This window comes from Cupriavidus nantongensis, from assembly GCF_041726985.1.
Taxonomy (GTDB): domain Bacteria; phylum Pseudomonadota; class Gammaproteobacteria; order Burkholderiales; family Burkholderiaceae; genus Cupriavidus; species Cupriavidus nantongensis_A.
This window is the reverse complement of record NZ_CP168302.1, coordinates 868,657-881,850: the sequence shown is the minus strand read 5'-3', so window position 1 is coordinate 881,850 and position 13,194 is coordinate 868,657. Positions and strand designations below refer to the sequence as shown.

The 13,194-nt window shown below is 70.4% G+C and carries 11 protein-coding genes; 10 read left to right on the top strand and 1 reads right to left on the bottom strand.

What is annotated here, in order from left to right; genetic code table 11:
* Positions 1–2: 2 nt before the first annotated feature.
* The 5 genes from ACEI37_RS03700 (at position 3) to ACEI37_RS03680 (ending at position 5,559) form a co-directional block, all read left to right on the top strand.
* Positions 3–182 carry a hypothetical protein gene (locus ACEI37_RS03700; protein WP_373377383.1) on the top strand — a complete coding sequence of 60 codons (180 nt, stop codon included), beginning with the start codon at positions 3–5 and terminating at the stop codon, positions 180–182.
* Complete coding sequence (locus ACEI37_RS03695; protein ID WP_373377382.1) at positions 172–1,527, top strand: AtzE family amidohydrolase; 1,356 nt, start codon at positions 172–174, stop codon at positions 1,525–1,527. The genes ACEI37_RS03700 and ACEI37_RS03695 overlap by 11 nt, the downstream gene beginning before the upstream one ends.
* A 169-nt stretch (positions 1,528–1,696) precedes the next feature.
* Positions 1,697–2,686, top strand: a complete 990-nt coding sequence (locus tag ACEI37_RS03690; RefSeq protein WP_373377381.1) for a Bug family tripartite tricarboxylate transporter substrate binding protein — start codon at positions 1,697–1,699, stop codon at positions 2,684–2,686.
* Between the two features lie 27 nt (positions 2,687–2,713).
* On the top strand, positions 2,714–4,225 hold the full coding sequence (locus tag ACEI37_RS03685) for an amidohydrolase family protein (RefSeq protein ID WP_373377380.1): 1,512 nt from the start codon (positions 2,714–2,716) through the stop codon (positions 4,223–4,225).
* The gene (locus ACEI37_RS03680; RefSeq protein ID WP_373377379.1) at positions 4,222–5,559 is read left to right on the top strand and encodes an aspartate aminotransferase family protein; all 1,338 of its coding nucleotides are present in this window, start codon (positions 4,222–4,224) and stop codon (positions 5,557–5,559) included. The genes ACEI37_RS03685 and ACEI37_RS03680 overlap by 4 nt, the downstream gene beginning before the upstream one ends.
* Positions 5,560–5,721: 162 nt before the next feature.
* Here the strand turns inward: ACEI37_RS03680 and ACEI37_RS03675 are convergent, their stop codons facing one another.
* A complete protein-coding gene (locus ACEI37_RS03675) occupies positions 5,722–6,828 on the bottom strand; it encodes a methyl-accepting chemotaxis protein (RefSeq protein ID WP_373377378.1) in 1,107 nt (368 codons plus the stop codon).
* 188 nt (positions 6,829–7,016) lie between these two features.
* Here ACEI37_RS03675 and ACEI37_RS03670 point away from each other — a divergent pair, with 188 nt between their 5' ends.
* The 5 genes from ACEI37_RS03670 (at position 7,017) to ACEI37_RS03650 (ending at position 13,177) form a co-directional block, all read left to right on the top strand.
* A complete protein-coding gene (locus tag ACEI37_RS03670) occupies positions 7,017–7,379 on the top strand; it encodes a hypothetical protein (protein ID WP_373377377.1) in 363 nt (120 codons plus the stop codon).
* A gap of 137 nt (positions 7,380–7,516) precedes the next feature.
* Positions 7,517–9,628, top strand: coding sequence for a TonB-dependent receptor (locus ACEI37_RS03665; protein ID WP_373377376.1), 2,112 nt, complete (start codon positions 7,517–7,519; stop codon positions 9,626–9,628).
* 20 nt (positions 9,629–9,648) lie between these two features.
* A complete protein-coding gene (locus ACEI37_RS03660) occupies positions 9,649–10,365 on the top strand; it encodes an ABC transporter ATP-binding protein (RefSeq protein ID WP_373377375.1) in 717 nt (238 codons plus the stop codon).
* Positions 10,362–11,780, top strand: a complete 1,419-nt coding sequence (locus tag ACEI37_RS03655; protein ID WP_373377374.1) for an ABC transporter permease — start codon at positions 10,362–10,364, stop codon at positions 11,778–11,780. Before ACEI37_RS03660 ends, ACEI37_RS03655 begins: the two co-directional genes overlap by 4 nt.
* Positions 11,777–13,177, top strand: coding sequence for a DUF3526 domain-containing protein (locus ACEI37_RS03650; RefSeq protein WP_373377373.1), 1,401 nt, complete (start codon positions 11,777–11,779; stop codon positions 13,175–13,177). Before ACEI37_RS03655 ends, ACEI37_RS03650 begins: the two co-directional genes overlap by 4 nt.
* Positions 13,178–13,194: the final 17 nt, after the last annotated feature.

The following is a 13,194-nucleotide window of genomic DNA, read 5'->3' as shown; positions in this document are numbered from 1 at the left end:
ACATGGTGCAAGGTCATGGCGATGATCCGGCCCGCCTGGTAGCGCAAGCCGCGGCACCTCTGCAATTACCGGTTGCGCCGCACGATTGCGAGCAGGCCGCCGCGCTGCTGGCTGGCATGGCGGCGATGGTGGCGCGCTTGCGGCAGACGCTGGCGCAAGAGGAGCCGCAGCATGACCGCTGACACCTTGACCGCTGCCGCCATGGCGGCGCAAGTGCGCAGCGGCGCGCGCACCGCCGTCGAACTGGTGCGCGACGCCTTGCAGCGCGCCGAAGCCGCGTCGCCGCTCAATGCCTGCTCGGCGCTGCTGGCGCACGGCGCGCTGGCGCAGGCGGCGGCGCTGGACCGCCGGCGCGCCCACGACCGGCCGCTGCCAGCGCTGGCCGGCGTGCCGGTCGTGGTGAAGAACCTGCTAGACGTGCGCGGCCACGCCACCCTGGCCGGTGCCGCGCCACGCGCGCAGCAGCCGCCGGCGACGCGCGATGCGGATGCGGTCGAGGCGCTGGTGGCCGCGGGCGCGGTGCCGGTGGCGCTGGCGGCCATGGACGAATACGCGTGCGGCGCCACCGGCGAGAACGTGATCGGCGGCCCGGTGCGCAACCCGCTCGACCCGTCGCGCATCACCGGCGGTTCGTCGGCGGGCACGGCGGCGCTGGTGGCGGCCGGGGTGGTGCCGTTCGGGCTGGGCTCGGACACCAATGGCTCGATCCGTGCACCGGCCGCGTTCTGCGGCATCTGGGGGCTGCGCCCGACCACGGGCAGGCTATCGCTGCGGGGATGCGTGCCGTATGCGCAAAGCCTGGATACCGTCGGGCCGATGGCGGGTAGTGCCGGCGATCTTGCGCTGGCCTACGCGGCGATGCTCGGCATGGATGCGCCAGAGAATGCGCAAGATCGCGGCCTCGCGACACTGCGCGTCGGCGTGCTCGGCCGAGGCTTTGCCGATTTTGCCGAGCCCGCGGTGCAGGCGGCCGTGCTGCGCGCGGCATCGGCCTTCGGCGCGGTGCGCACCATCGACCTGCCCGACGCGGACGCCGCGCGCGATGCGGCATCGGTTATCTCCGCCTATGAAGTCGGTCGCAACCACCAGGCCATGGATTTCTCCGCGCGCCATGGCGGCTACAGCGCCTTCGTGCGCCAGCGCATCCTGGCGGGGCTGGCCATGCCGCGGGACTGGTATGACGTCGCGTGCCAGTACCAGTCGGCGTGGCGGCAGCGGCTGCTGGCGCTGTTCGATGACGTCGACTTGCTGCTGGCCCCCTCGACGCCCTATGCGGCAACGCCGATCGGCGCCGAGGCCGTCGAAGGTGCCGGCCGCCTCTACCGGCCGCGTGCCGATGCCGGCCACATGACGCGGCCATTGTCGCTGGCGGGCCTGCCGGTGGTGGCCGCACCTTGTGTGGGCGAAGGCTTGCCGGTTGGCATCCAGATCGTGGCACCGCCGTGGCGGGAAAGCCTGGCGCTGGCGGCAGGGCGTTTTCTCGAGGCGCAAGCCCTGTGCGGCAGCACAGTGCCGCGATCTCTGTAACGACTGTTTCATTGAAAAAACTGGCTTAAGGCCAGCGCTTGAGTCGCGAGCGCGCTCCGGCTTGTTTCATTTCTCATGTCAAGGAAACGTATGTTGCATTGACTGGGGATGTGCCCCTATACTGCAAACGCCTGACCGGGCCGACCTAGCTACTGAACGGGATATCGAGATGCAAAATCAAAAGCAGCAACAAGGACGGCGGTCGCTGGCCACCCTGTTGTGGCTCGGCGCCACCTTGCTGGCTGGCCCGGCGCTGGCGGACAGCTATCCGTCGCGTCCGATCCGCCTGGTGGTGCCATCGGCGGCCGGCGGCAGCCCTGACGTGCTGATGCGTGCGCTGGGCGCAGAAGCCGCCAGGTCGCTGGGCCAGTCCTTGGTGATCGACAACAAGCCCGGCGCCTCGGGCGTGATCGGCATCTCCGAACTGGAGCGCGCCGCGCCCGACGGCTACACGCTGGGCTACGCCAACAACGTCACGCTGTCGATCAACAAGAGCACCTTCCGCAAGCTGCCGTACCGGCCCGATGCCTTCGTGCCGGTGGTGCTGCTGTTCAAGGTGCCGAACGTGATCGCCGTCCGTCCGGACATGCCGGTGAAGACCTTTGCCGAGCTGGTGGCCCATATCAAGGCCAACCCGGACAAGGTCACCTACGCCTCGCCCGGACAGGGCACGTCCGGCCACCTCACCGGGCAGTTACTGGCCGACAAGGCGGGGCTGGCCTGGACCCATGTCGGCTACAAGGGCAGCCCGCAGGCGGCCACCGATGTGATGGGCGGCCAGGTCAACGTGCTGATCGACAACATGCCGACCATCCTGCCGCTGATCAGGGCCGGAAAACTCAAGCCGCTGGCCGTGACCAGCCTGGCGCGTGCGCCGCTGCTGCCGTCGCTGCCGACCATCGCCGAGTCCGGCGTGCCCGGCTTCGAGGGGGTGGCGTGGGGCGGCCTGGTTGCGCCGCAAGGCACCCCCGCCGACGTGGTGGCCAGGCTCAACGGCGTTTTCAACCGCGCTCTGGCGGAGCCGGCGATGCGCCAGAAATTTGCCGCACTGGGCGCCGAGATCGTCGGCGGCACGCCGCAGGCGCTGGCCGGCTATGCCGCGCAGGAAACCGACAAGTGGGCGGCCGTGGTCAGGCAGGCCGGCATCGCGCCGCAGTAGGGCCCGTCGACGAGACAAGGACTGACAATGGCAACGCAATCCCCGGCGCCCCGACGCGCCGACCTGCTCTTTCGCAACGCCACGGTGGTGGACGGCACGGGCGCAGCCAGCCGCAGCGCCGATGTCGCGGTCACGGGTGACCGCATCGTTGCCGTAGGCGGCTGCGCCGGCATCGCCGCGGACCACACCGTCGACTGCAGCGGCCGCGTGCTGGCGCCGGGCTTCATCGACGCGCATACGCATGACGACGGCTACCTGCTGGTGCACCGGGACATGACCCCCAAGGTGTCGCAGGGCATCACCACGGTGGTGACCGGCAACTGCGGCATCAGCGTGGCGCCGCTGCTCAGCGGCGCGCCGCCGCAGCCGCTGGACTTGCTGGGCCCGCCCGCGCTGTTCCGCTTCGATACTTTCGCGCAGTGGCTCGACGCGCTGCGCGCGGCCCCGGCCAATGTCAACGTGGTGCCACTGCTGGGGCATTCCACGCTGCGCGTGCGCGCAATGCCGGAACTGGACCGTCCCGCCAATGATGCGGAGATCGCCGCGATGCGCGCGGAGGTCAGGCTGGCGATGGAGGCGGGTGCCTTCGGGGTGTCGACCGGCACCTTCTATCCGCCGGCAGCCGCAGCCACCGAAGCGGAAATCATCGCCGTATGCGACCCGGTCCGGACCCATGGCGGACTCTACTCCACCCATCTGCGCGACGAGACCGATGCCATCGTGCCGTCGATCGAGGAGGCGCTGCGCATCGGCCGCGCGCTGGACTGCCCCGTGGTGTTCTCACACCACAAGGTCGCGGGCAAGCGCAACCATGGCCGCTCGGCCGAAACGCTGGGCCTGCTGGCCGAGGCCGCGCGCCTGCAACCGTTGTGCCTGGACTGCCATCCCTATCCGGCCACCTCGACCATGCTGAGGCTGGACCGCGTGCGCCAGTCCACGCGCACGCTGATCACGTGGTCCACCGGCTACCCCGCGGCAGGCGGCCGCGATTTCCATGAGTTGATGCAGGAACTCGGCCTGGATGAGGAAGCGCTGCTTGCCAGGCTGCGTCCCGCGGCGGCGATCTATTTCATCATGGACGAGCGCGACGTCGCGCGCATCGCGCAGTTCCCGCTGACCATGTTCGGCTCGGACGGCCTGCCGTTCGACCCACGCCCGCATCCTCGCCAGTGGGGCACGTTCCCACGCATCCTCGCGCGCATGGTGCGCGAAGAGCAGCTGCTGACGCTCGAGGCCGCGATCCACAAGATGTCCGGGCTGGCCGCGCAGCAATACGGCCTGCAAGACCGCGGCCGCATCGCGCCGGGTGCGTTTGCCGACCTGGTGCTGTTCGATGCGCAGCGCGTGCAGGACCGCGCAACCTTTGAAGACCCGCTGCAGCTCAGCACCGGCATCGACGGCGTCTGGGTCAACGGCGCGCAAGTCTGGCAACCATCCGCGCCGGCCGGGGACGCCGCCGGCAGCGCGCTGCCCGCATTTTCCGGCCGCGTGCTGCGCCGCGTTGCCACCGAACACACAGCCACCACCACACCATCATGACCCACGTATTCCATCGCAACCCACGCCAGCAACTGCCCGTTGCCGTGGCCGGGCAGGGCATCGAACTGATCGACAGCACCGGCCGGCGCTACCTGGACGCCTCCGGCGGCGCCGCCGTGTCGTGCCTCGGGCACGGCCATCCGCGCGTGATCGAGGCGATCAAGGCGCAGCTCGACACCATCGCCTATGCGCACACTTCGTTCTTCACCACCGAGGTGTCGGAGGCGCTGGCCCAGACCCTGGCGCAGGCCGCGCCGGGCGATCTCGACCATGTCTATTTCGTCTCGGGCGGCTCGGAGGCGGTGGAATCGGCGCTGAAGCTGGCGCGCCAGTACTTTGTCGAGGTCGGGGAGCCCGCGCGCCGCCACTTCATTGCGCGCCGCCAGAGCTATCACGGCAACACGCTGGGCGCGCTTGCGATCGGCGGCAATGCGTGGCGGCGCGAGCCGTTCCTGCCGCTGCTGGTGCCGGCGCACCACGTGTCGCCTTGCTACGCATACCGCGACCGGCAGGCGGGCGAGAGCGACGCACAATACGCGCAGCGGCTGGCCGACGAACTCGAAGCGAAAATCCTGGACCTGGGGCCCGAAACCGTGGCGGCCTTCGTCGCCGAAACCGTGGTGGGCGCCACCGCCGGCGCGGTGCCGCCGGTGGGCGGCTACCTGAAGCGCATCCGCGCCGTATGCGACAAGTACGGCGTGCTGCTGATCCTCGATGAAGTGATGTCAGGCATGGGCCGCACCGGCTACCTGTTCGCGTGCGAAGAGGACGGCGTGGTGCCTGACATCGTCACCATCGCCAAGGGCCTGGGCGCCGGCTACCAGCCCATCGGCGCGATGCTGTCGACGCGCCGGATCTATGACGCCATCGTCGGCGGCAGCGGCTTCTTCCAGCACGGCCACACTTATATCGGCCACGCCACCGCGTGCGCCGCGGCGCTGGCGGTGCAGCGCGCCATCGTCGAGGACAAACTGCTGGCTAATGTGCTGGCCCGCGGCGAGCAACTGCGCACCCGGCTGCGCGAGGCGCTGGGCGACCACCCCAACCTGGGCGATGTGCGCGGGCGCGGCCTGTTCGTCGGCGTGGAATTCGTCGCCGATCGCGACAGCAAGGCCACGCTCGATCCCGCGCTGAAGACGCACGCGCTGCTGAAATCCGCGGCGATGCAGAACGGGCTGCTGGTTTATCCGATGGGTGGCACCGTCGACGGTGTGCATGGCGACCACGTGCTGTTCGCACCGCCGTTCATTTGCACGCCGCGGGATATCGACAATATCGTCGACCGCTTTGTGGCGGCGGTGCAGGCGGTGCTGCCGGTGGGCGTTACGGCTTGATTCACTGAAAGGCACCGCTGGTTTGCTCCCCTCTCCCGCTTGCGGGAGAGGGGCAGGGGTGAGGGCAGGCGGTGGCATACCGCAGGCCTGACTTCGTAGAGACTCCCACCCTCACCCCGACCCTCTCCCGCAAGCGGGAGAGGGAGTACACAAGCGGGCCGGTTATGCCGGCTCCGCATCCAGCCTGAACTCCCCCACCACCTGCTGCAACTCCGTCGCCCGCCCCGCCAGCGCCTGCGACGCGCTGGCCGCCTGCTCGACCAGCGCCGCGTTCTGCTGCGTGACCGTGTCCATCTGCGCCACGGCCTCGTTGACCTGGGCGATGCCGGCGCTTTGCTGTTCCGACGCCGCGGTGATCTCGCCCAGCAGGCCGGTGACGCTGGCCACTGCCTGGACGATTTCCTGCATGGTGGCGCCGGCCTGGCCGACCAGCGCCGAGCCGCTGTCGACCTGCTGCACCGAATCGTCGATCAGTTGCTTGATCTCGCGCGCCGCGGCGGCGCTGCGCTGGGCCAGCGTGCGCACCTCGCCCGCGACCACGGCGAAGCCGCGGCCCTGCTCGCCCGCACGGGCCGCTTCGACGGCGGCGTTCAGCGCAAGGATATTGGTCTGGAAGGCAATGCCCTCGATCACCTCGATGATGTCGGTGACCTTGCGCGAGCTGGCGCTGATCGCCGACATGGTCTGCACCACGTTGCCGACCACTTCGCCGCCGCGCGCGGCGATGCCCGAGGCGCTGGCCGCCATGCCGTTGGCGGCGCGGGCGCGTTCGGTGTTCTGCTGCACCATTGCGGTCAGCTCGCCCATGCTCGATGCCGTTTGCTGCAGCGCCGCGGCCTGTTCTTCGGTGCGCTGCGACAGGTCGGTATTGCCGGCGGCAATCTGGTGCGAGGCGTCGGTAATGGAGTCGGTGGCGGTGCGGATGCGCGTCACCAGGTCGGTCAGCATGTCTTCCATCTCGCCCAGCCCGCCCAGCAGCCGGCCGAATTCGCCGCCGCGTTCGGTATCGAACTCCTGGCTGAGATCGCCCGCGGCCACGGTTTCGGCGATGTGGACGGCTTCGGACAAAGGCGCCTCGATGCTGCGAGCCAGGCCCCAGACCGCGCCCACCGCCAGGCACAGCGCTGCCGCGGCCAGCCCGATCAGCAGGCGCCGCGCATCGGCGGCGTCCTGCAGGCGCGGCAAGGCCACCGCGAGTCCGATCGCCATCAGCGACCACATGGCGCCAAACGCCGCGCCCAGGCGTATGCGAATGCCCAGATCGTGCATCTCTGTCTCCCGTTTGCGTCCCAATGCGACCCCATTGCTTAACGGTCGGGAAGGGCGAGGGCTTTAGTCTTTTGAGCTGCGGCGCCGCTTACATTTGCAATTGAGTTGCGTTATGATGGCGCCCGTCGATATCGCCAGCGCCTCCTTCAATGCGTCAGCATGCGAACCTCGTGCGTCTCGCCTGGGCCGTGCTCCTGCTCGTTCTCGTGCAGGCGTGGGCTGCGGTGACGCACGTGCATGCGGTGCCGGAAGCGCGGACGCTGGCGGCGAGTACGGCAGTGGCCGTGGCTTCGGACCCGTTCGACGGAGCCGGGGCCATCGAATCCGAGCGCGCTCCGGCCGAAGACGAAGCCGAGTGCGATTGCCTGTGGTGTTCGCCCAGGCTGCATCTGTTCCTGTGCATCGCGTTCGCGGCCCAGCTGCTGGGCGTGATCCGGCGCTTGCTGTCGCGCATGGCGCCGGTCGATGTCACCGCGCCGCCATGGCGTACCCGCTTCCTTTCTCCCCCTACCTTGCGCGCGCCTCCAGCGCTGCCCCGCGCCGCCGGCTGACCGCCGCGGCGCCGCCTTCCGCTTACGTCTGATTCCGCGCCCGCCACGCCATGCCTGGCGGGTGGCTTGCTCACGTCTGGATTTGGTACGGCCCCCGGTGCCCGCAGCGGCTACCGTGCGCGCCGCCGCAAGGGTTCATGAACAACAACGAAAACACGGGTACCGCGCGCGCCCTCGCTTGCGCGCTGCTGCCGCTCGCATCGGGCCTCCTCAGCCAACCCGCCTCGGCCCAAGGCGGTCACGCCATGCTGCCGGAAGTCAGCGTGGTGGCGACGCAGGACGAGCGGCCGCACGACCAGCGCAACGTTGTCACCGCCGACAGCGCGGGCCTGCCGGCAGCGGTGTCGGTGATCACGGCCGACGAGCTGGGCACCATCAATATCGGCCGGGACATCTCCAACATGTTCCGCCGCGTTCCCGGCGTGGTCGCCAACAATATCGACCAGGGCGATACCGGCAATGGCTTTCGCATGCGCGGCTTTGCCACCCAGGGCACGCACGGTGCCGACACCGCGGTCTATGTCGACGGGGTGCCGCAGAACATGCCGTCGAGCCAGGCCGGGGCGGGACATGGGCCGGCGTTCCTGGAATGGCTGACGCCGGACATGATCGGCCAGATCGATGTCATCAAGGGGCCGGTGTCGGCGCTGTACGGCGACCAGAACCGCGCCGGCGCGGTGCCGATGCAGACCCAGTCCGGCGAGGTGCCGTCCAGCTTCGGCATCGGCCTGGACCGCTACGACGGCAAGCGCGCCACCCTGGTGCTGTCAGGTCGCCACTCGCTGCGGCCTGAGGCGGAACCGATCCAGTCACTGTTCGTCGCGGACCTGTACCGCACCCACAGCTACCGCTACGACGGCAGCACCGAGCGCGACAACCTGTTCTGGAAGCTGTCGACCCGGATCGGCGACGGCATGTACAGCCTGCGCCTGAACCACTATCGCTCCGAGTCGACGGCGGCCGGCTACCTGCTGCTCAGCGACCTGCAATCCGGCAAGGTAGACCCGCGCTCGACCCAGTACGGCCTGCCTGGCTTCGGCAGCGGCAAGCGCTCGATGTTCGCGTTGAACCGCGCGCCCGCGCACGGCGAGGAAGGCTGGTACGCGACGCTGTACGGCGAGGCCTTCGAGCGCGAGCGCGGTATCGCCACCAGCAGCGTGCAGCATACCGTCGGCTCCGATGACCGCAGCATCTTCGGCGGGCGGCTGGCCGGCAACGTTACCTTCGGCGAGCGCGCCGCGCTGATGGCCGGCCTCGAAGTGCGCCGCGACCACGGCGACGCGCAGCGCCAGATCTGGCTGCGCGGCGTACCTACCGCCAACTACGTCAACGCCCAGCGGCTCAGCCTGCTGACCTACGGGCTGTTCGTGCAGGGGCAGTTCAAGCCGGTCGATTCGGTCAAGCTGAGTGCCGGCCTGCGGCGCGACTGGTTTGACTACGACATCGTCAACCGCAAGCTGCCGGCGGCGAGCACGGACTATTTCAAGGGAGTCACCACGCCCAAGCTCGGCGCGGCCTGGACCGTGCTGCCCGGGCTCGACCTGTTCGCCAACGTCGCCCAGGGCTTCCGCTCGCCGGCCGCAGAGCAGATCAGCAGCAGCGGCGCGCCCGGGCCGCTGGGCGCGCCCGGCGGGACGGTCTACGACGTATCGCCGTCGAAGGTGAAGTCCTACGACGTGGGCTTCACCGCAACCCCGGCCCGCAACCTGACGGTCACCGCGGCGGCCTATTACACCCTCAACGAGGACGAGATCGTCGGGCAGGCGGACGGTTCGTTCCGCTCGGTGGGCGACACCACCCGCAAGGGCTATGAGGTCGAGGCGCGCTGGCGGCCAGTGCGACCGGTCTCGCTCTATGCCAGCTACGGCCACATCATCCAGGCCGAAGCCAACAACCCGCTGCCCAACACCGGCGCCAGGCTGTCGGTGCCGCGCCACCAGCTCAAGCTCGGGGCGGAGTACCGGCAGCGGCTGCAGGGCGTGCAGCTGACCGTCAACGCCGACGCCTACCTGACCACCGGCATCCCGTACTACATGGGAACGCCGCAGACCCAGCTGCGCTTCATGCCGGCCTACACGCGCTTCGACCTGCGCGGGGTGCTGGACTGGAAGCAATACCAGCTGTCGCTGTTCGCGGTGCTGCAGCCGCACCGGTTCTCGACCGAGGCCGCCTATGGCTCGGCGGCCGGACTGCTGGTGTCGCCGCAGCCGAAATGGCAGTTCGGCATGGCGGCGCGCTACTTCTTCTGACCTGCCCGACGGAGACACACATGCTTGAAATCCGTGACCTGGTGGTCCTGCGCGACGGCCGTCGCGTGGTCGACGGCCTGCAGCTTTGCGTGCCCGCGGGCTGTGTCTATGCCCTGCTGGGCGGCAACGGCGCGGGCAAGACCACTACCATCGACGCCATCCTGGGCTTCGTCCCGGCGGCCGGCGGCATGGTGCGCGTGGACGGCCTGTCGCCCGCAGACGATGCGGTGGCGGTCAGGCGGCGCGTGGCCTACTTGCCGGAAAACGTCGCGCTGTATCCCTACCTGTCCGGCGTGGAGAACCTGGACTACTTCTGCACGATGGCGGGGATTGCGCTGTCGCGCGCCGAGGCCGCCGCGCTGCTGGACCGCGCCGGGCTGGCGCGCGATGCGCAGGGCCGGCGCGTGCGCGGCTACTCGAAGGGCATGCGGCAGAAGGTCGGGCTGGCGATTGCACAGGCCAGGTCGGCGTCGCTGCTGCTGCTCGACGAACCGACCTCGGGGCTCGACCCGGCCGCCGCGGACGACATGGCGCGGCGCGTGCGCGCGGCCGCCGATGCCGGCATGGCGGTGCTGATGGCCACCCATGACCTGTTCAACGCAAGGCAGCTGGCCGACCGCATCGGCATCCTGCGTGCCGGCGTGCTGGTGGCCGAGTTCGACGCCTCAACGCTTGACCACCAGGCGCTTACCGCCGCCTACCTGGCGCATGCGCGCGCAGCGGGAGCCGCATCATGATGGGGGCCGTGCTGCGCAAGGAATTCAAGGCGATGGTCAGGGAAGGGCGGGCCCTGGCGCTGCTGGGCATTGGTGCCGTGGTGCTGGCCATCGCCGTGCTGGTGTCGCTGCAGCGGCATGCCACGGTCGCCGGCGAGATGGCGCAGGCGGCCGCCGCCACGCGCCAGCAGTGGGACGAGCAGGGAGACAAGCATCCGCACCGCGGGGCGCACTTCGGCCTGTATGCGTTCCGGCCGGCTTCGGCGCTGGCGGCGATCGAGCCGGGACTGGGCGATTACTTCGGCCAGGCGCTGTGGCTGGAGCCGCACCGGCGCAATCTCGCGCGCTTCGAGCCGGCGCAGGACGCGCCGCCCTCCGCGCGCTTTGGCGACCTGAGCGCCGGCTTCGTGTTCGCGGCGCTGTTGCCGTTGCTGGTGCTTGGGGTCAGCTTCGATGCCGTCAGCGGCGAGCGCCAGCGCGGCACGCTGCGCATGCTGCATGGTGCCGGCATGGCCCCGGCCAGCCTGCTGGCGAGCAAGTTCCTCGCGCTGGCCGCGGCCTTCGCCAGTTTTGCGATCGCGCTGGCGCTGGCACCTGTGGCGGCCAGCCATGTGCAGGGCTCGCTCGATGCCGGGGTGTGGTGGCGCGCCGCCGGCCTGGGTGTCGGCTACCTGCTGTACATGGCCATCCTGGCCGGCCTGGGGCTGGCGGTGTCGGCGTGGATGGCCGACGGCAGGAGCGCGTTGCTGGCGCTGGCCGGGCTGTGGCTGGCCTTTGTCTTCGTCATCCCCGGCGCCGGCGCCGCGCTGGCACGGCATGCGGTGCCGCTGCCCTCGGCGCAAGCCTTCTGGGCCGCGATCCAGCACGACTACCTGGAAGGGCTGCCGGGCGACGGCAACCTGGCCGCCCGCACCGCGCGCCATGACGCGGCGCTGCTGGCGCGCTACGGCGTGGCGCGCCTGGCGGACCTGCCGGTGGGCGCGGCGCCGCTGCGCAGGCTGCAGCGCGACGCCTATGCCGATCGCGTCCACGCCCTGCACTTCGATGCGCTGTGGCAGCGCTACGCGGCGCAGGAGAACGTTATGCGCGCGGCCGCGCTGCTGAGCCCGACACTGGCGATGCGCAACTTCGCCATGAAGATGGCAGGCACCGACCTGGCGCACCAGCGCCACTACGAGTCGGCCGCCGAGCGCTACCGGCAGACGGTCAATACCGCCATCGATACCTGGGATGCCAGCCATACGCGCGGCCTGACCTCGTTCGACGACAAATATGCGGGCGCATCGCTGTGGCGCGCGATCCAGCCCTTTGCCTACACCATGCCGCGGGCGGGTTTTGCGCTGCGCGCGGCGTGGCCTGAGATTGCCTGCCTGCTGTGGTGGTGTGCGGTGGCCCTGGCCGGGCTTTACGGTTGCCTGCGGAGGATGCGGCCATGAACTTCATCAAAGCGACCGGGCGGGTCCTGTCCGCCCAGTGGCGCGCGCTGTGGGGTGCGCGTGGCGCCCGCTGGGGGCTGCTGCTGTGCGCTGCCGCGCTGTGCGCCTGCGCCGTGGCGTCGGGGCTCGGCGCGCGCGCCTGGCATGGCAAGTTCCAGCAGCTGGAAGCCGGCGCGCAGTCAGCTTTGCGCCAGGCCGGCGCGCAGGCGTTGCCGGCCGCGGGGGACCAGGCCGCCATGGCGGCGTTCCGTTTTGCCCGGGCGCACGCGCCTGCGGCGCTGCTGCCCTCCGCCGGCGGGCGCGCGCTGGCCAGCGGCACGCTCGAGCTGTTGCCGCCAGCCATCCGCGTCACCGTGGAAAGCCGCCATACCGACGCCCGCAACGAGGAGAAGCTGGGCAATCCGCTATTGCAGCGCTATGGCATGGCGGACCTGGCGACGGCGCTCGCGTTGCTGGTGCCGCTGCTGCTGGTGTGCCTGTGCGCGGGCATGGTGCAGGGCGAGCGCGAGCAGGGCACGTGGCGGATGTCGCTGGCGCAGGGCGCGGCTGGCTGGCGCCTGCTGCTGGCCGCGCTGGCGGTGCGGGCGGGCGCGGTGTGGGCGGTGGCGGTGCTGGCTTCGCTGCTGGCGTTCCTGCTGGACCCGGCGGCGACGCCGCGCGCGTTCGGCGCGTGGGTGTTCTGCCTGAGCGCGTTCGTGTTGTTCTGGAGTGCGGCGAGCGCATGGCTGAACCTGCTGCCGGGTTCCGCCGCCACGGCGGTGCTGGCCGGGCTGGGCCTGTGGGCCGTGGTCACCTTCGGCGCACCGGCCGTGATCGCCGCGGCGACCGACCGCATGGCGCCGATGCCGTCGCGCCTGGCTGCGATCGTGCAGATGCGCGCCGCCCAGCAGGACGCCGAAGCCGCCGCGGCGGACCTGGTGCGGGCGTGGTACCGCGCCAATCCGCAATGGGCGCCGGCCGCGCCGCGCCAGCACAGCTGGCCGGTTTCATTCATGCCGCGCTATCTCGACCAGGCCGCGCGGATCGAACCGGTCGCGGCCGCATTCGAGCGCGTGCGCGCGCAGCGCTTCGAGCACGCGGAACGCTGGGCATGGCTGTCGCCGCCGCTGTCATTGCTGCTCGCGGCCGAACGGCTGGCGGGGCACGACGCCCCGCGCTACGCCCGCTACATGACGCAGGTGAACCGCTTCGAAGCCGAGTGGCGCGCCTTCTTCGTGCCGCGCATCATGAGCTATCGCGGCGTGCTGCCGCAGGACTACGCCAACGCGCCGCGCTTCGCCTGGACGGACAGCCCCCCACGGCATGCGGTGTGGCGCGCCGGGCTGCAGCAACTGGCACTGGCCGCGGTGCTGCTGGGCCTGCTGTGGCGATGCCGGGCCCGGCTGGCCCGGCCGTGATGCAGACCTGACGCGGC